Raw genomic sequence first — 19535 nt, 5'->3', positions numbered from 1 at the left:
CTCTCCTTTATATGTCCGCTTTACGAAAGGCTGGACAGGTAGTCTTCAAAACCAAATTCGCGAACCACTTCGACTGTACCGTCGAGTTGTTTCACCACGATGGATGGCATTTTCAGGCCGTTAAACCAGTTCTTCTTGACCATGGTGTAGCCCGCTGTATCGATGAATGAAAGCCGATCACCGATGGCCAGCGGACGATCAAATTGATACTCACCGAAGATGTCTCCGGCCAGGCACGACTTGCCGCACACCATGTAGGCGTGATCACCCTCGCTTGGTGCGAGCTTGGCGTTGAGGCGATAAATCAGCAGGTCAAGCAGATGCGCTTCGATGGAGCTGTCCACCACCGCCAGGTGCTTGCCGTTGTACAGAGTGTCGAGCACGGTCACTTCCAGCGAGGCGCTGTTGGTGATCGCCGCTTCGCCCGGCTCCAGGTAGACCTGCACGCCGTATTTTTGCGAGAACGCCTTGAGCCGCGCGCAGAACGCGTCCAGCGCATAGCCTTCACCGGTGAAGTGAATGCCGCCGCCCAGGCTGACCCAGTTGACCTTGTGCAGCAGCTCACCGAAGCGTTCTTCGATCGTGCAGAGCATTTTATCGAACAGGTCGAAGTCGCTGTTCTCGCAGTTGTTGTGGAACATGAAGCCGGAGATCTGGTCGATGACGCCTTCGATCTTCACCGGGTCCCACTCGCCCAGACGGCTGAACGGACGCGCCGGGTCGGCCAGCAGATAATCAGAGCTGCTTACTTGCGGGTTGACGCGCAGGCCGCGGACTTTGCCTTCGGAACGCTCGGCAAAGCGTTGCAGTTGGCTGATGGAGTTGAAGATGATCTTGTCGCTGTTGTCGAGCATCTCCTCGATCTCGTCGTCAGCCCAGGCCACGCTGTAGGCGTGGGTCTCGCCTTCGAACTTCTGCCGACCAAGCTTGAGTTCATAGAGCGACGACGACGTGGTGCCGTCCATGTATTGCTGCATCAAGTCGAACACCGACCAGGTGGCGAAGCACTTGAGCGCCAACAGGGCCTTGGCCCCAGACTGTTCGCGGACATACGCAATCGTCTGCATGTTCTTCAGCAGCTTTTGTTTGTCGATGAGGTAGTACGGCGTTTTGATCATTTCGAGGCCTCCGGCAAGGCCAGTCAAAAAAGGATGCGCATTGTGCCTTCACTGACTGCATATCGAAAGAGCAGAAGTAACGCCCGCAGAGTCAATACACTCACCTGAGGCTAGCGTTAAGGGCGTCACTTACTCGCTACGCCGCGTAATACACGGATAGGGTTCTGAACAGTCTGTACCAGATCCGTCGTTTTTACAGTAGCGTCCATCTGATAATTATCGCCAATGTTGCAGCGATCATCCCGCATAGTCGGTTAATCAACCTGTAAACCGGATGAAACACTAACGCTCGTCACCGCCTCGTCACAAATTCTGAATAGCATTTACGCGGCCACCCACGACGTGAGTTCTCACCATGCCTTCAACCCAGGACACCTTGATACAGCGCATCCACCGCGAGCTGCTCGATCACAGTGACGAAGAGCTGGAACTGGAATTATCCGAAGACGGACATGACCTGAATGCGCTGTTTGATGAACACGCCGAGGACGGAAGCGAGAAGGAAGCCCGACGACTCTACTTCAGCGAACTGTTCCGCCTGCAAGGCGAACTGGTGAAGTTGCAAAGCTGGGTGGTCAAGACCGGCCATAAAGTGGTGATCCTGTTCGAAGGGCGCGATGCAGCCGGCAAAGGTGGTGTCATCAAGCGCATCACCCAACGACTGAATCCTCGGGTATGCCGTGTCGCGGCCCTGCCTGCGCCCAATGATCGCGAACGCACTCAATGGTACTTCCAGCGCTACGTCTCGCACCTGCCGGCAGCGGGTGAAATCGTGCTATTCGACCGCAGCTGGTACAACCGCGCCGGGGTCGAAAAGGTCATGGGGTTTTGCAATGACGATCAGTACGAAGAGTTTTTCCGCACGGTGCCAGAGTTTGAGCGGATGCTCGCCCGTTCCGGTATTCAGCTGATCAAATACTGGTTCTCCATTTCCGACCAGGAACAGAACCTGCGCTTTCTCAGCCGCATCCACGACCCGCTCAAACAGTGGAAACTCAGCCCCATGGATCTGGAGTCCCGTCGACGCTGGGAGGCTTATACCAAGGCCAAGGAAATCATGCTCGAACGCACCCACATCGCCGAAGCGCCATGGTGGGTGGTGCAAGCCGACGATAAGAAAAAAGCCCGACTCAACTGCATCCATCATCTGCTCGGGCAAATGCCCTACGAAGAGGTGGAGCTACCGGTAATCGAACTGCCAAAACGCGTGCGACAGGAGGACTACTCCCGCAATCCGACGCCACCGGAACTCATCGTGCCTCAGCTCTATTAAGACGAATAAAATTCGACCTACCCGGCCCACCCGATACCCAGCAACAAAACCCGCCTAGTGTGGGTTTTGTTGTATCTGGGCTACCCGATATTACTGAAACCCGAAGTTGTCAGTCGCTAATAATACGCACTCTTAAAAGCATGATTTTTTTCAGAAGCCGAAGCGTTTTCGATGCTCCCTTGCGCGCCTGATATTCAAACTTGGCTATACCTGAGCAGAGGCACCGATTTTACTGTCGGGAGACGGAATTCAATGCGTTTGCCAATCCCGCAACACATCACCGTAATCTCCCCACATTTAGATGATGCCGTCTTCAGTTGCGGCTGTCTTTTGGCTGAAAGTCGAGACGCTCTTGTCATTACAGTATTCGCTGGCGTGCCTGATCCTGAAATAGCGACCCCGGCATGGGACAGAGCAACAGGCTTTAGTAGTGGATATCAGGCAGTGCTTGCGCGACGTGATGAAGATGCGGAGTCGATGCGCAGACTGGGTGCGAAAGGCACATGGCTCAGCTTCTGGGATGGCCAGTACGGTCGCGGCTATCAAACGACTGACCTCATCCCAGTGCTAAAAACAATCCTTGAGCAAAGGGGCGGAACCGTTCTCATGCCCATGGGCCTTTCCCACCCCGACCATCTGCTGACGAGCAATGCTTGCCTGGCGGTTCGCGAAGCCTTTCTGCTTGCGCAACAGCACGAAGAGGATGGAGCCACTGACCGCCCAATGAACTGGTTCGTCTATGAGGAGGCGATCTATCGGCAACTTCCGGGCCTGGTCCTGACTCGGCTCGCGGCCTGGAGGCAGGCTGGACTAAAAATGAGTGCCGTTCAATTTCCGACCTCAAGCGCAAAAAAGAAGGCCCACGCTGTAGGCGCCTATCGGAGTCAACTGCCGCTGTTCGGAGTCGCCAAACGCGCCGACATAGGCTCTCCTGAACGCTATTGGCGGCTTGATGCCGAGTAGCTGTTGCAGGGTATTTGAAGCATCTTTTAAACAACATATCTCGCACTGATCCTACAGACGCTCCGGTTTTCGGAGATGTTTCCGACAAGTCGCGGCGGTTGTTGGGTAGGAAGCGGAGTGGATAGGCTTTGTCGGTCGCTGCGCATCAGCGACCGGGCCTGGAAACCCGAGGTATTGAAGGCGTAATAGCTCGACAAATGGGATACTGCCGCGATTTTTTTGATCGCCGCTCCCCATATGGCGGCTGTACGTGGGAGACCTTCGGGTCTGCCGGGTTCCTTCTGCCTCGGTTTCCAGCCCGCGTATAGCTGCCACCCTTTCGCTTGGAACGAAAGATTGGTAGCTCCATCACGCAGAAGGAGTTACATCATGATAAAAGAAACACCAAACCCGCCTGCCGCGGACGACGTATCCCCCTACGAATCCGCCGACTCCAAAAAATTCAGCGACGCCGCCGAACGCGCGCTGGATCACTACCTCAACCCCGCCGCTCTCAAATTACCGGCTAACCGCAAACCCAGCACCATGTTCCTGGTTGCGCCAGATATCAAAGACGAAGACCTGCTGGCCCACACCTGCGAGTCGCTGGCCCAAGCCAGTGTTATGGCCAGTGACTTCGCCGGCTATCTGGACGGCCCACACCGACACACGGCAATGGCGATTCAGCAAATCGTCATGCTGGCCGAGCTGGCGGTGAACCGGATGCTGGATAACGTCGAATTGCCAAAACCCGCGCCACACTGCTAATCCCTGTGGGAGCGGGCTTGCTCGCGAAGGCGGCCTGACAGTCACCTTATTTATTGACTGAACTACCGCTATCGCGAGCAAGCTCACTCCCACACTGGATCGTCGCCGGACACAGCTTTGGTATTCACCGCCGATCACCTGTGGGAGCCAGCCTGCTGGCGATGGCGGCCTGACAGTCACCTTATTTATTGACTGAACTACAGCTATCGCGAGCAGGCTCACTCCCACACTGGATCATCGCTGGAAACAGCTTTGGTATTCACCGCCGATCACCTGTGGGAGCCAGCCTGCTGGCGATGGCGGCCTGACAGTCACCTTATTTATTGACTGAACTACAGCTATCGCGAGCAAGCCCGCTCCCACACTGGATCGTTGTCGGACACAGATTTTGTATTCACCGGCGATCACCTGTGGGAGCCAGCCTGCTGGCGATGGCGGCCTGACAGTCACCTTATTTATTGACTGAACTACAGCTATCGCGAGCAAGCCCGCTCCCACACTGGATCGTTGTCGGACACAGATTTTGTATTCACCGGCGATCACCGGTGGGAGCGGGCTTGCTCGCGAAGGCGGTGCATCAGGCAACATTTACATCGACTGACCCACCGCTATCGCGAGCAAGCTTGCTCCCACACTGGATCGTTGTCGGACACAGCTTTTGTATTCACCGGCGATCACCTGTGGGAGCGGGCTTGCTCGCGATGGCGGCCTGACAGTCACCTTATTTATTGACTGAACTACCGCTATCGCGAGCAAGCTCACTCCCACACTGGATCGTCGCCGGACACAGCTTTGGTATTCACCGCCGATCACCTGTGGGAGCCAGCCTGCTGGCGATGGCGGCCTGACAGTCACCTTATTTATTGACTGAACTACAGCTATCGCGAGCAGGCTCACTCCCACACTGGATCGTTGTCGGACACAGATTTTGTATTCACCGGCGATCACCTGTGGGAGCAGGCTCACTCCTACACTGGATCGTTGTCGGACACAGCATTTGTATTCACCGCCGATCACCTGTGGGAGCCAGCTTGCTCGCGATAGCGGTCTGCCAGTCACCTTATTTATTGACTGAACTGCAGCTATCGCGAGCAGGCTCACTCCCACACTGGATCGTTGTCGGACACAGCTTTTGTATTCACCGGCGATCACCTGTGGGAGCGGGCTTGCTCGCGATGGCGGTCTGACAGTCACCTTATCTATTGAATGAACTACAGCTTTCGCGAGCAAGCCCGCTCCCACACTGAATCGCTGTCGGACCCAGATTTTGTATTCACCGGCGATCACCGGTGGGAGCGGGCTTGCTCGCGAAGGCGGCCTGACAGTCACCTTATTTATTGACTGAACTACCGCTATCGCGAGCAGGCCACAGTCAAACAAAAAAAAAGGCACTGGACGATTTATCGCCAGTGCCTTTTTTCATGCCCGAAAATCCGTCAGCGCGACAGCATAAACGTGTCGTACTCCAGATCCTCCAGCGCCGTTGAAAGCCGGTGTAAACCCAGCAATACACAAATCAGCAACGACAGCGTAAACCCGTACCCGAAGAAGCTTGGGCCCAGGTACATGCTGAACAGCGTCAACATCGCGTTCAACACCGCGAACAGCACGCACAGTTCCAGCACCACGGTGCGCTTATCGAGGTAGAAGAACACGTTGAGCAAGGCCATGAACACCACCTGGATGCTCACACCGATCAGGTCGATGTAGAACAGCGGCAGGTAGTAACTGGAGATGCCCAGCCAGTCCAGAAGGCGAGGTGCGAACAGGAACAACAGCACCGCCGTCAGCCCTTGCACCTTGCAGATTTCCAGCAAGCCCTGACGGATCGACAAGGTCATTTCGGTTTTCAGCTGGCCGATGTGCTGCAGGGTTTCGCCTTCGCGGATGGCCCGGAACAGACGGTCATACCATTCGGCAAAATCGGTCTCGATGCGCACCAGGAACACCGCCATGCCGGGGATGATTGCCAGGTACGCGAGGAAGATCGGCAGGTCGTAAAGGATCGAAGCGCGCAGCGGGCCGACAATTTCATTGGAGGTGCCTGGGTTGAACCAGAACATGAATTTGTCGATCCAGATACCCAGGTTGTAGAAGAAACCGGTGGCCAGCAGGCTGAGGAAAACGTTGCGCCGGTCGAGGAAATCGAAGGCGATCAGTTTTTCGGCGCGGTACTCGCGCAGGATGTCGTAGAGGAACAGGAACAGAAGCGTGCTGTGCCCGATCAACAACGCCAGCAGCAAGCCCGGCATCTGCAGGAAGCTCAGCACGTAGGCACTCGCAACCATCAGCGTGTAGCCCACCAGCATCACCAGCAGGATGCGGTTATAGGCCTTCATCCCCGAGAGGAAGATGATCACCAGCCACAAGTTGCACAGCACCACGAAGTTGGCCAGCACCAGCACGCGGTAGATCAGCGGCTGATCGAACAACAGGCCCAGCACGATGATTCCCAGCACGCCGGCACCCAGGGTAACCATCAACAACACGCCCAACAGGTTGGGCAGGATCTGGTCATACTTGTGCTCGAACAAGCGGTCGGACACGAAGCGGGTGAAGAACAACTGCAAGCCGCCCGTCAGGATCAACGAGGTGGCCATCAGGTACGTCACCGTCACCAGGAATTGCCCGACCAACGCATTGGGCAGCAGCAAGCCGATGCTGATGATGCCCACCAGCATCACGCTGATGATCGACAACACCCACGGGCCGGAGCTGATCAGCCCGGCGTAGACGTAGGCGTGCAACGTTGCGGTGTAGGAATCGCGCGAAAGGATTTTTCGCAGTTCAAAGCCAATACCGGCCATTTAGCTGTTCTCCATGGCGGCTTGATACAGATCGCGGTAACGCTGCAGCATCAAGGCTTCGGTGTAATAACGGGTAACCCGCAACAAGCCGCTGGCCTGGGCGGCCTGCCAGCGTGACGGGCTGCGCAACAGTTCAAGGATGGCGGCGCTGGTGGCTTGTGGATCGGCAATCGCCACCACTTTGCCGGCGTGCCCCAGGTCACGGTCTTCGGCGCTGCCGCCTTCGATCAACTCACGGCACGAACCGACGTCGCTGCTGACCACCGGCGTACCGGCGGCCCAGGCTTCGAGGATCACCAGCGGCTGCGCTTCACTGATCGAGGTCAGGACCATCAACCCGAGCTTAGGCAGGATCTCCTGGATGCGCTGGAAGCCGAGGAAATGCACCTTGCCCTCCAGGCCCAGACTGGCCATCAGGCTGCGGCATTCGCTGACGTATTCCGGGTCTTCTTCTTCCGGGCCGACGATCCAGCCTTCGGCGTTCGGCATGGCGCTGATCACGCCGCGCATCGCTCGCAGAAAGGTTTTGACGTCCTTGATCGGCACCACACGGCCAATCAGGCCGACCACTGGCGCAATACCCTCGGCGCGCGATTCCAGGGCCGCGGTCCACACCGGCAGATCGATGCCGTTGGGAATGACTTGGGTACGGGCGGGGATGGCGCCGTCCTTGATTTGCCGCTGACGGTTGCCGTCGTAGAGCGCGATGATGTTGTCGGCGCTGTTGTACGTCAGCTGGCCAATGCGTTCGAAAAAACGCACCCACAAGGTTCGGATGTAACCCGAGCCGGCATCGAGGCTGCGGTTCAGCGCCTGGCCGGAACTCTCGGCGATCCAGCTGGCCTGGGCCAGGTCGATCTTGCGTTCCTTGGTGTAGATCCCGTGCTCGCTGAGCAAGTAAGTGCAGTTCCAGCGTTGCTTGAGGATGCAGCCGAGGAAGCCCGCATACCCGGTGGAAATCGAGTGCAGCACCCGCGCTTTCGGCATCCGTTGCGCGGCTTCGGCGAGCATCAGCAACGGCGACTGCATCGCGCGCAGGGTCCAGAAATAATTGACGAACGAAGGGTCGGCACAATGCTGGCGATAGCCTTCGCTCAAAGACTCCCAACTGGCGCGGCTGCGCAGCACGTCGTCGAGGGTCATGCGGCCCTGGGCGATGCAATCGAGCAAGCGTTCGCCCAGCGCCGGGTCTGGCGCGTCCGGGTGATGCAGGAAGCGATACAAATCCTGCAATTGCTGCGAGTCAGCCTCACGCGGATCGCCCAGTGTGTTGGTCGGATGCGTCGCATCTTCGAGGAACACTTCTTCGATGTGCAGCACGTTGGCCGGCACGTCGTAGCGACGGGACGGATACGCCTGGCGCTGGCCGCCGATGAACATCACCGAAAAGGTCAGTTCCGGCAGGCCGAGAATCATCTGGTGAATCCAGCTGGAAACACCGCCGCGCACGTAAGGCCAGGTGCCTTCGAGCAGCAGACAGATGTCGGCAACCGGTGCCTGTTCCTTGTGCATCATGTCCAGCTCCTGACCAATGCGGCGAACGGTGGCCGCTGACGGGTTTCCTCGGGAAGGCGTGCGAGCAAGCCGGGAATTTCGTGGTAACGACCGGACTCGAACGCCAGCTCCGCACGAAACGGCAGCACTTGTGCCGCGCCCATACCGTTTTCCTGGGCCAGGCTCAACAGCACTTCGGCGCGCTCGACGTCACCGCGCTCCAGCGCGATGCGCCCGGCCAGCAAGAACAACTCACCGCCCTCGCCCGCTGCCAGGCCAAGCTCGGCATGTTCGCTGGCCTGGGCAAGTACGTGGTCAAGCACGCTGCCTTGCGCCAGTCCCAGATACGCCAACTCCCAGTACCAGCGCGCCAGCCTGCCGTGCAGCGCGCCCGCTGCTTTGGCAGTGGCGTCGACCAGTTCGCCGAGGGCGATCTGGATGTGCAGGTTGATGTCGCTTTCCTGTTTGTCGAGCATTGAATAAGCCAGCAGGCGCACATCGTCGCTCGGGTCGGCCAGGGCCAGTTTGAGAATCGGCACGGCTTCTTTGCCAGGCATGCGACGAGTCGCCAACAGAGCGGACAGGCGCTGATCCGGATCGGGCGCATGACGCAGCACGTCCTGCAAACCGCCGTCGGCAAAAATCGGCGAGTGCAGTTGCAACTGAGCCCGGTACGGCAGTTTCGGGATGCCCACCGCTTGCCACGCTTGCTTGTCGCGTTTGCGCGGCAGGTACAACGCCGGGAAGATCGCCGCCACCACGCCGACCGCGCCGAGCACCGGCACGAAGAACGCCAGGCTGAAGATAAACAGCGGGCTCCACGGCAGCGGCGAACGATAACGCGCCGGCAGCAACAGCCACACGGCGGCGCACAACATGACGCACGCCAGGCCGTGACTGAGGGTGAACACCAGCAATTGTTGTAACTCGGGCGCCGCGAGCCACAAACTGGCCCAACTGCCCGCCTCTAACAACAAGGCTCCGCTAAACAGCCACTTGCTGATCATTCAGGCCACACTCGTTGAACAGGAAATTACGCAGCCCGTTGCGTTCACAGCCAGGCTCCAGGTTGAACGGCAGCACGCGTACGCCAAGGTTTTCCAGGCTGCTTTCGATACCAAAGTGTTCGTGCAGCATCAGGTTCATGCGCGCCAGATAGCCTTCGGTGCCTTGCGGACTGGTCAACGGCAGCAGCACCAGCAACAGCTGATGATCGCGGTTGTTGCGCAGTGGCAATTGCAGATCGAGGCCACGCTGGCTGCGTTCGAACAGACGCGACAGCTCTTCATTGGGACGGGTCATTTCAAAGGCAAACAGACCGGCCGCCAGTTTGTGCTGCTCGACATCGACCAGCGAACGCTTGAGCTGCAACGTGAACTGCTGCGCATCGGCGTCGGCCAGTTGCAGCACTTGCGGATCGCGGCGCAGCAGGTCGGCGATGTGCCCGGCGAGCAACGCCAACAGGCTCAACGTGCGATCCTGGAAGGCGAAGAACGGCATCTGCCGAACCGCCAGAATCGCCAGCAAACGACCTTCGGCATCGATCAGAGGAATACAGGCCTGCAACGACGAGAACTGTGCCGAGCTGCCGGCATCGATCAGTTCCTGACGCACGCTGACCAGTTCGCCACGTTCCAGGCACAGCTTGACCAGACCGTCTTCGGTGCCCAAAGGCCCCATGACGCCAATGGTCGCCAGTGCTTCGGGCAAGACGTTTTCTTCGCGCTCGTCCACGCGATACAACCCGGCCACGCGTAGCGCGCCGTATTGGCCCAGCATGGCGACGATCGGATCGGCCAGCGCGGCCAGTGCATCACCTTCGTCCGGCATCACCCGCAACTTCTCGCGCAAACCCAGCAAGGAGCTGCGCAAGCTTTGATCACTGCCCGCCACGCGCTGCTCCAGCAGGTCGTGAGAGACGCGCAAAATCTGGTGCGCGCGGGTGAACTCGTCGAGACGATACTGGCGGTAATCGTTGGCCATCTGTAGGCGTTGCAAGCGCCGTTCCCACAGATCGCGAACCTCGCCCACCAGCATGCCGCTGACCAGTACGCCGACAATGAAGGACGGATCAAGCTGCGCGTAGGCTTCGTGCCCGATGTAGCGCAGTGCGAACAACGCCATCACCAGCAGGCTGGCGCTGAGCAAGCCGCGCACAAATCCATAACGCACGCCCAACAGCAGCGGCGCCAGCACCGGCCAAGGGAAACCGCTGTGCATCTGCAGCGGGTCTTGCGGGGTCAGCCACAAGCCCAGGCCGATGGCGCCGCCCGTTACCAAAAGCGTTTCCAGCCAAGACACCGGGCCGCTGGCACGCGGCGCGAGGCTGTAATCCATGTGGGGAGAATTCATTGCATTCACTCGAACCGAAGGGCGCCAACAAGTTTGTCGAGCACCGTTTGCGCGGTGCCGGCGAGGCTTTCACGGGACCAGCCCGCACGGGCGCCGCTTTTGCTCCAGAGCACACGACCGCTGCTGGCTTCGAGCACGCGCAGGCTGATGCCCACCGCCGGTTCGCCGTCCAGGCCGTTCTTGTATTGCCACTCTTCGACGCTGCCCGCGACGACATAATCAAGCTTTTGGTCGCGCGCCCAATCGAGAGCGCCGGCCAGACGTTCGTTGTCGTCCATCAGCGCTTGTTCGCCTTGGGTGCTGACCGGGTAAACCCGTGGTTGCAGACCGTGGCTGCTGAGTACGCTGAGCAGGATTTGCTCGGCGCGTTCGCCAGCTTGCGGGGTTTGCGAATAGTTGATCATCGGCACGGTGCCCCACTTCGCATTACGCGGAAGATTCGGGCTGGTGTCGCCGGTGAAGCTGGCGCAACCGGCGACAAACAGGACTGCCAGAGCCAGGCTCAGATTACGAATCGCTTGCATCAGTTTTTCTCCTGTAAACATTTCATGATCAGCGTCCGAATCGCACGCCGTAGCTCACACCCAGTGTTCCGCCCGCCTGACCGTTCCCGCCTTGAGGCGCGGATTGGTAGCCGACGGTAAGGGCCAATTCGTCACCGCCCAACACTTCGACGCCGAGCCCGGTGTTGATGCCGTAGTTGAAGGTTTGATCCAGCCATTGCCAGCCTGCCGTCACGTCCACCAGCCAGGTGTATTGCGGGCGAGTGCGCACCAGTGCGCCCGGCAAACCGCGACGCCATGAACTACCGACGTACAGTTGGCCATAACGGCTTTGCAGCAGATCGTCAGCCGTCACGACGGTAGGATCGTCCGAGTTATCAACGCTTTTCACCGGGCCGCCGTTGGCGCTGGACAGGTAATCCAGGGTGCGGTCCTTGACGTTGTTGTGCTGATAATCGATACCGCTGCGCACGGTCCAGTTGGGCCCGGCGAATTCCAGCGTGTGGTTGTATTCCATCTTCAGTTCCTGGCCGTTGCCCAGGGAATCGCCCGCACGGGTGGAGAACGATTTCTGTGCCACTTCCCAACTGATCTGATCCCGCGCCGAGAGCCCGTGACGGCCGCCGACCCACACGCTGTCGTGCTGGCCGAAAGCGCGCATCAGGCCGCTGTCTTCGCTTTTGCGATGCCAGTCCAGACCGGTTTCGACCTGGTCGCTGGCGCTCAACTGCCAGGTCCGGGACAGGCCCAGGCCATTGCGGTCGTCGTCCTTGCGCTGACTGGTGTCGGCGAACAGTTTGTAGCTGCCATCCTCGACCGAACGTTGCAGGGTCAGCGCAGCGTTGTGCTCATCGCCCATGCGCGTTTCGATCAACTGGTTGCTGTTGTAAGTGCCGTTCTCCAGCTCAAGATCGGCGTACCACTGAGCACCCAGGTTGTGCGCAATCTGCAGACCCGGCGCGCTGTAATCCAGGCCACCGAAATCCTGTTGATGCCAGGACAGTTGCGCGCCTTGTGGCGTCAGTTCCTGAAGTTCAACAGCCTGACGGCGCAGTTGGTCACGCACGGCTGCCGGCTGATCGTCACCCAGCGCGGACTGGCTGAGGTCGAGGGCTTCGTCGAACCGACCGAGGCGACTCAGTGCCTGAGCGCGTTGCGCCGGATTCAGGTCGCTGCTGGCCAGCAGCGTTTCGACCTGTGCCTTGTTGCGGCTGCGCAGGGCTTGCTGAATCTCTTCGTAACGCTGGACTTTCAAGCCCTGGCTACGCGCCCACTCCAGCCATTGGTCTTTCTGCGATTCCTGGTTGGTCGCATCGAGACGCGCCAACAATCGCTCGAACCACAATTGCAGCATTGCCGGCGAGCCGTCTTTCCACTTCGCCACTTCCTGCTGTGCCTTGCCCGGCGAATAACTGCTGGCCATCAAGCGCAACCAGATTGCATAGCGTTGGGACGAAGGTTGAATGTTTTCGCCCTCGGGACTGCGCAGCAACTTGAGGCGCAACCGTTGTGCGGCATCCTGATAGCCGGCGTTTTCCAGCGCATCGGCATAGGCCGCGCGGACCAGCCAATCCTGCGGGGCGGTCTTGAGGTACATGCGATACCAGGCCAGGGCTTCGGTATCGCGACCCAGCATTTGACTGGCACTGGCGAACGGCAGCCAGAGGATTCGATCCTGACGCGCCTGCGGCTTCCATTCAGTCAGCAATGGCTTGAGCGCGGTGGTGTTGCCCTGATCGATGTAAAGCCACATCAGACGTTCGCGGAACAGGTTTTCATCCGGGAAACGTGACAAGCCCGAGAGGTACAAACGCTGCGCCTCGTCGACATTGCCCTGCTGCACCGCCAACGCACCGCGTACCGCCAGCACTTGCGCTTGCTCGTTGGCCTCCGGGTATTGCTCGGCGTCTTTGAGCAGCGCGACCACTTGCGGCCAGTCCTGCATTTCTTGCGCCTGCTGCAAGGCTTCGACCAGACGCAGCGGATCATGCGCACGGTTCCAGCTGCCGACCATCATGGTCAGGGCGCGCTTCGGATCGCTGGTGCGATACCGCGTGATCAGCTGACTCTCGTCGCCACTGTTGAGCGAACCCTTGATCGCGAGCAGTCTTTCCAGGGAGTCCTGCAGCTCGTTGTCGAGTTCCAGGTCCCAGGCCAGGGCTGCGCGCAAACGCCAGTAACTTTCATCGGCGATCTTGCTGTTATCGACCTGCAACACTTCCCACGCCGCCTGGTTATCAAACAGCTTCAGGTCGGTGTTGGCCCAATCGACGCGCTCGGTCGTGGTCAGTGCAAAACGTTTCGAGTAGTTCTTGTAGACCTCGACCTTTGCGGCGAACTGCCCGGTGCTTTCGAGGTTTTGCAGCAACCGCGTCCAGGCCAGGCGATGGGCCGGGTACTTGCGCAGGTAAGCGTGCAACCAGGTTTCAGCCTGGGCCGGTGTACCGCGCGATTCGTGGCCGTAGATCAGCGCATCGAGCTCGACGTCGGTCAGCGCTCGCTGGTCCATGATCTGGGCAAGCAAAGGGATCGATTGATCGAAGTCGTATTGTTGGCTCGCCAGTCGCCAGGCGTGCTCACGGGTTTGCGGGTCTTCGTGCAGCTTCAGCAAACGAATCCAGTAGGCCAGGGCGGCCGGGGTGTCACCGCGCCATTCGCCCAGGTGCGCCATTTGCTCAAGCAACGCCAGGTCATCCGGATGCTCAGCTACCAGCTTCTGACCGCTTTCCCAGGCGCCGGGCAGATCGCCGAGGGCCAGGCGCATGCTGAATTCCTTGCGCAGGATTTGCGGGTTATCCGGTTGCAAAACGCGCCACTGATCGAGAAAACGCTGGGCCAGATCGAAGCGTTTGCTGCCGACGGCAACGTCGACGCCCTGCTCCAGCCAAGCCGAATCAGTTTGCGGATCCTTGAGCTGATCGAGCTCCTCAGCCAGCACGCGCGCGGCCTGGTCGCCACGACCGGCGGCCAACAGACTGTTGAACGCCAGTTGCGCGTATTCACGACGCTCGGATGGCGCCTGGCTGTCTTGCTTGAGCAGCAGGTAAATGTCGGCGGCGCGCCCCGGTTGCTCACCGGCCAGATACCACTGCGCAGCAGACTTGAGCGAATCAGTACGCTGGGCCGGATCGCGATCGGCAATTTCTTCATAGACGCTGGCTGCGAACGCCGGGGCCTGCAGTGTCAGGGCCAACTTGGCCAGACTCTGCAGTTGTGGCAGTGCCAACATCCGGTGATCAAAGCTTTGCAGGCGTTCGACCAAGGCTTTCTGCGCGACCGGATCATTGGCTTTCGCCGCCTCCAGCGCATCCAGCTCCAGACGGTAATAGGCCTGCAACTCAGGTGCAGGTTTCGGCCAACTCTCAAGGTGCTGGCGTGCCTTGGCGTAGTCGCCAAGACGAATCAACAGATCGACCAGTTGCAAGCGCAGACGTTCGTCGTCCGGGTGCGCCGCCAGCAGCAGTTCGGCGTAGTTGGCCGAGACCGCATCCGGCTCGCGGCCGTCCGGCTGAAACACTTCTTCGCGCTGGAACGTCAGCCACAAAAGGCCGCCCACGGCCACCGCCACCACCGCCAATGCCCAAGGATTGAGCAGGCGGCTGCTTTTGGTTACTGAGGAGTTAGATGCAGAAGAGTTGACCATGACTCACCTGCTTCATTGGTAATTGAAAAGTCCACAGACCGGCGGATGCCTTGCCTGCAAAATGTTGCCCATCCACTTCAACCCGGCAGGTGCTCGACGAACGCACGGAGAAGGCCAGATCGACCTGCCCGGCGAACGAGAAGTTCACTTGCTTTGCATCCACATACGTCCAATCCAGCAACGGCAGATTGGCGTCCTCCAGCGCCGGTCTGTCATCCCGGTCGGGACGCAATACCAGCAATGCGTGATCGCTGCTTAGCGCCACATAGCGGCCTTGCGGCAAGTCACGAACACCCGCGACGCCTTGCGAACGCAGCAGGTCCGGCCAGCCCATTTGCGGGTCGAGGCGCAGGGTACGCAGCGCATCCATGCCGCGAACCTGCCAGTCGCCATCGGCGGTACGGGCCAGACTGGATTGATACAAACCGTGCAGACGATCGAGGTAGTCGCTCATCCACAGCGACATCGGTTGCTGGGTTTTCATGTAGCCGTAGATATCGCCCATGGCCTTGATCGAGGCCTGCTTGGTGCTCGAATAAAAGTGGTAATACAGGTGCAAGCCGCGCAAGCGCCGTGGGCTGTCGGTCAGTTCGAAGGTGTCGATCACATCGCGAAAGCCGTAGTACGGACCTTTCCACAAGTTGGTGTAGAGGTTCTCGTTGATGATCGGCGCGTAGTACTGCAAGCCACCTTCAGTGGGGCGCAGCAGCGGGTTCAAACCGGTCAGCGACGGGTTGGCCTTGGTCAACATGGTTTCGGCGCCGTTGACGTTTTTCAGTCCCGCGTCGTAAGCCAGCTTGATGGTGGCCGCCGACGGCAATGCATCACCCGGCCAGAACACCATCTTCACCGGTTTTTCCGGGGTGGTGAGCTGCTGGTTGATGTAGTCGCGCGAGCCAAAAATCTCGCGGCGAAAATCGATTTTGTCGTAGCCCGGAATCGCCATTTTCAAACCGTATTCCGGGTTGAAGTTTTCGCGTTTCTTGGCCTGTTCCGGCTGCATGAAAAATGGATGGCTGAAGGTGTGCGTCGCGACCTCGACTTTCGGGTCAGCGAACAGTTCGCGGGCAATCGGTTCCAGCTCGCGGGCGAGGAACGGGAACATCCCGCGCGGCGAAATCTCGCCTTCGATCACCGACACCGACGTCAGAAACGGGTTTGGCCGGATGAAATCGTCCAACACCTGCTTGCCGGCATAGGGCGTGCCGCGCACTTCGGCGCGCGACGGGAAGCCATCGCCATCGATGTGCACAGTGGCGATGCGGCGACCGTTTTCGGTGGTGGTGTCCGGACGCGGCTGCACCGGCAAACGCAAGCTGGCCTGGAGGAAAGCGAACGGGTCGAGAATCCAGCGGCTGCGTTCGTTGTTGGTTTCCAGAATGTACGGCGCAAGGGCGACACCGCCCCAATCGGCGACCGCCACCGGGGCGAATGTCTGGCCGTCTGCCGCGGTCAGTAACAACGCGGCTTTCGGACCTTTGGGCAGCAGGGAGATCGCGGTCAGGTCACGGGATCTGGGCTGCACCGGTGCTTCGAAGGCGCCGATCAGCGCCTTGTCTTGATAAGTAATGCTCAACGCTTGGGTGCCAATCGGCGCCGCGCGATTCAGGCCAAGTCGCTTGAGCAGCAACGAGTCTTGAATCGGCAAGCCGGAAAAGAACACCACAGGCACCTGTTCGTCCAGACGCTTGCCGATCCAGCTGTTAAAGGCCGATGCGTCCTGCGGCGGGCCGCTGGTCATCCAGGTGATGACACCGGCGTACAAACCACTGAAGCGATACGCTGGCAGCGTGTTGTCCACCGGCAGGTAATCGACCCGGTAGCCGAGGTATTCGAGCAGACCGCCGAGCAACGTGTGCCCGGCGTTGCGGATCAGGTCGCCTTCGCGCGGATCGTAAAGCAGCGCGATCCGGCGCGGCTGCACTTCGATGCTGCTGATGCCCATCGAGTCCAGCTCAGGCGTGCCGATGTAGGGAATGAAGCCCTCTTCGCGCAGACGCTTGGCCAGCTTGCGTGCTTCGTCACGACGCTCTGGTGGCAAGTAGTCGATGGCGACCAGCGGAATGCCTTTGGCGCGCAACGGTTGGATCTGGGTTTCCAGCCATTGGCGATCAGCTTCTGGCACTGGGCGATAGCGCTTGGCGCCAGCGTCCCAACCGGCATGAATGGACTCGATTGCCACCGCAGACGCCACACCGTCCAGGTCCGGCAACACTTCAAATCCACGGTTGAAAAACAGCTTCAGGCTCGGCTGACGCTGGTGCAGTTCGCGCAGGAAACTGGCGAGTGCCAGACGCTGTTTTTCTCGCGACGACTCGGGCATCAACTGGAAGCTGTCGAGGGTGTCGAGGAACAACCCGGCATAGCCCTCAGCCTGCAAAGACTTGGCGCGAGCGAACAAATGCTCCCGCCAGGCCGCCGCTGACAGGTCCATGACCTGACTGTCCCACGCGCCGTTGCGCACAGGACCGACTGCGCCGCCCAGGTGTGCTTTTTCGATGTCAGCCTTGCTGCCATTGAACTCGCCCACCGACAGATAGGCGAATGGCTGGCTGCCCAGTTTTCGCAGGGTTTTGACGTCGCCCACGGTCATATGACCAGGCTCAACCACGGACCAGTCGAACTGAGCCAGCTCGGAAATCGGCGGTTGATCGGCGTACCAAAAAGCCACGCTGGCGGGTGGCGGTAATGCGGCGGCCTGCACGGCGGGGCCGCTCACGAACAATGCTAATGCGGCTAGCAGCCGTTTAGCGGCCGCGCGGACACGCGTCCTGCGAAAAACGATTTCCATAACTCACTCTTGAATGGACTGAACCGATACTGCTTGGATGTCGGACAGCGAAACCGACCGGCTTACAGACTGCGGATAAGCTGAACCAGCCCTTTGCCGATGGTGGTCGGTTCCGGGAGCTTGAAACGCTCGAGCAGGCGGCTGTTGTTGGCGCGCGAATGGCGAATGTCGCCTTGACGTGGCGCGTGATGAATCACCTTCAACGGGTTGCCGGTGGCGGCACCCAATTCAGTGATCAGGTCGTTGAGGCTGGTGGAACGGCTGAGGCCGACATTGACTGGGCCCGGGCTTGGCTCGCTGACTTCCAGCGATTGCACGAGAATGCTCACCAGGTCCTGGACATAGACGAAATCGCGGGTTTGGCCGCCGTCGCCGAAAATCGCCACCGACTGCTCTGCCAAGGCCAGCTTGGTAAAAATGCTGATGACCCCGGAGTACGGCGATGACGGATCCTGGCGTGGGCCGAAGATGTTGAAGAACCGAAAAATCATCGGTTCCAGGCCATGCTCGCGGCGATAGAAATCCAGGTAGTACTCACTCGCCAGTTTGTCGCTGGCATACGGCGTGAGTGGGGATTTTGGCGTGTCTTCGTGAATTGCCGTGCCTTCGCCATTGTTGCCGTAGATGGCAGCGCTGGACGCGAATACCACGCGCTTGATCCCGGCCTTCACCATGCTTTCGCACACGTTGAGGGTGCCGACGAAGTTGCTTTGATGGGTGCTGACTGGATCATCCACCGACGCTTGCACCGAGGCGACCGCCGCCAGGTGAACCACAGCGCCGCAATCGCGCATGGCTTGTGCCACTACGGCACCGTCCGCGACATCACCGATAACCAGGTTCAGATTGGCATTGTCCATCGGCAGATTGCTGACCTTGCCGGTCGACAAGTTATCCAGCACGCGAACCTTGTAACCCTTGCCCAGCAACGCTTCTACGAGGTGCGATCCAATAAATCCAGCACCGCCAGTCACCAGTATTCGCTCAACAAACATGAAATCTCTCCCTGAACATTAGAGCGGATACGAGTGCTTGAATTCCGCTGACTTTATGGCGCAAGGCCATCAAAACGCCGCCGATAATGGGAGATCAGAAACAGGGTGTCAATACTTTGTCTGACTTGTCGCCGAACGGTAAGTACTGTCAATTTTCAGTCATTTATTTGGCGGCATTTATTAGCTACATCGTGTCATACAATTGCCACGCGAGTTCAACAGACTTGTCTGGCACGGAGCCTACGCCGTGCATCTCTCCCTTTTTATTATCTATGGCCAACTGCGCTTCGACCCGCCGCAATGGCTCGTCGATGGCATTGAGAGAATTATCAGTTGCAGGATGAACGTCATCTCCGACGAACGGCACGACAAATCCATGACGCTTTTTGAAAAACCACTCGAATACCCCCCCTTTCGGACGATCACGGCCTGATCCCGGCAGATCGCGTCTTGATTGAACATGGATACGGGTCGACCTTTGAGATCCTCGACTATTTGAAAAGCCTGAACGTTGATCGCATGTTGGTGTGCGCCTTAAAGGCGGAGAAATGCGGTCTGCAGCCGGGTTTGCGCTGTTTTATGCGGAATTGCAGCCGACATTGATTACGGATCTGACGGAGGTTCATCGCTGGAAAGAGCCGGGGCGTTGGGTATGCGGGTGTGGAAGCATCATTCCAAGCACACGGAGAGGTTGAGTGAGGTGTTCCGCTTTTAGGTTTGGCGCTGCCTGCTTCTCCCTCGCACAGAAAGCAGAATACTGTATTTACATACAGTATTCGAAGGATTAAGGTTACCGTCATGTCCGGCCAATTGACTTCACCCAAGTCAAGCGGATAATCAGCGACCGCG

The 19535-nt window shown here is 59.0% G+C and carries 13 protein-coding genes; 4 read left to right on the top strand and 9 right to left on the bottom strand.

All coding sequences use genetic code 11. From position 1 onward, the window contains the following. Positions 1-20: 20 nt before the first annotated feature. A complete protein-coding gene (nspC, locus tag QRN31_RS05680) occupies positions 21-1118 on the bottom strand; it encodes a carboxynorspermidine decarboxylase (protein ID WP_285430730.1) in 1098 nt (365 codons plus the stop codon). A gap of 355 nt (positions 1119-1473) precedes the next feature. On the opposite strand from nspC, the gene ppk2 reads away from it, so the two are divergent. From ppk2 to QRN31_RS05665, 3 genes are all read left to right on the top strand, one after another. Next, complete coding sequence (gene ppk2, locus QRN31_RS05675) at positions 1474-2391, top strand: polyphosphate kinase 2 (RefSeq protein WP_222589699.1); 918 nt, start codon at positions 1474-1476, stop codon at positions 2389-2391. 252 nt (positions 2392-2643) lie between these two features. Then, positions 2644-3354, top strand: coding sequence for a PIG-L family deacetylase (locus tag QRN31_RS05670; RefSeq protein WP_285430728.1), 711 nt, complete (start codon positions 2644-2646; stop codon positions 3352-3354). A gap of 369 nt (positions 3355-3723) precedes the next feature. Beyond that, positions 3724-4101 (top strand): DUF6124 family protein, encoded by a 378-nt coding sequence (locus QRN31_RS05665; protein ID WP_285430726.1) that lies wholly within the window; start codon positions 3724-3726, stop codon positions 4099-4101. A gap of 1436 nt (positions 4102-5537) precedes the next feature. On the opposite strand, the gene pelG is transcribed toward QRN31_RS05665, so the two are convergent. The 8 genes from pelG to QRN31_RS05625 form a co-directional block, all read right to left on the bottom strand. Beyond that, on the bottom strand, positions 5538-6908 hold the full coding sequence (pelG, locus tag QRN31_RS05660; RefSeq protein ID WP_285430725.1) for an exopolysaccharide Pel transporter PelG: 1371 nt from the start codon (positions 6906-6908) through the stop codon (positions 5538-5540). Continuing rightward, positions 6909-8423 carry a GT4 family glycosyltransferase PelF gene (gene pelF / locus QRN31_RS05655; protein ID WP_285430724.1) on the bottom strand — a complete coding sequence of 505 codons (1515 nt, stop codon included), beginning with the start codon at positions 8421-8423 and terminating at the stop codon, positions 6909-6911. Beyond that, a complete protein-coding gene (locus tag QRN31_RS05650) occupies positions 8420-9409 on the bottom strand; it encodes a HEAT repeat domain-containing protein (RefSeq protein ID WP_222589694.1) in 990 nt (329 codons plus the stop codon). The genes pelF and QRN31_RS05650 overlap by 4 nt, the downstream gene beginning before the upstream one ends. Next, positions 9387-10754 carry a PelD GGDEF domain-containing protein gene (locus tag QRN31_RS05645; RefSeq protein WP_285430723.1) on the bottom strand — a complete coding sequence of 456 codons (1368 nt, stop codon included), beginning with the start codon at positions 10752-10754 and terminating at the stop codon, positions 9387-9389. Before QRN31_RS05645 ends, QRN31_RS05650 begins: the two co-directional genes overlap by 23 nt. A gap of 5 nt (positions 10755-10759) precedes the next feature. After that, positions 10760-11278, bottom strand: a complete 519-nt coding sequence (locus QRN31_RS05640) for a penicillin-binding protein activator LpoB (protein WP_222589693.1) — start codon at positions 11276-11278, stop codon at positions 10760-10762. Between the two features lie 28 nt (positions 11279-11306). Beyond that, positions 11307-14900, bottom strand: coding sequence for a tetratricopeptide repeat protein (locus QRN31_RS05635; RefSeq protein WP_285430721.1), 3594 nt, complete (start codon positions 14898-14900; stop codon positions 11307-11309). After that, positions 14878-17691, bottom strand: coding sequence for a bifunctional glycoside hydrolase/polysaccharide deacetylase family protein (locus QRN31_RS05630; RefSeq protein ID WP_285430719.1), 2814 nt, complete (start codon positions 17689-17691; stop codon positions 14878-14880). Before QRN31_RS05630 ends, QRN31_RS05635 begins: the two co-directional genes overlap by 23 nt. A 62-nt stretch (positions 17692-17753) precedes the next feature. Further along, entirely contained in the window at positions 17754-18686 is a 933-nt protein-coding gene (locus QRN31_RS05625) for an NAD-dependent epimerase/dehydratase family protein (protein WP_090175770.1), read from the bottom strand. Positions 18687-18933: 247 nt separating this feature from the next. On the opposite strand from QRN31_RS05625, the gene QRN31_RS31530 reads away from it, so the two are divergent. Beyond that, the gene (locus QRN31_RS31530) at positions 18934-19119 is read left to right on the top strand and encodes a hypothetical protein (protein ID WP_502942449.1); all 186 of its coding nucleotides are present in this window, start codon (positions 18934-18936) and stop codon (positions 19117-19119) included. Positions 19120-19535 lie beyond the last annotated feature (416 nt).

This window comes from Pseudomonas sp. fls2-241-R2A-110, from assembly GCF_030209165.1.
GTDB lineage: Bacteria > Pseudomonadota > Gammaproteobacteria > Pseudomonadales > Pseudomonadaceae > Aquipseudomonas.
This window is presented reverse-complemented; position numbering and strand designations above follow the sequence as displayed.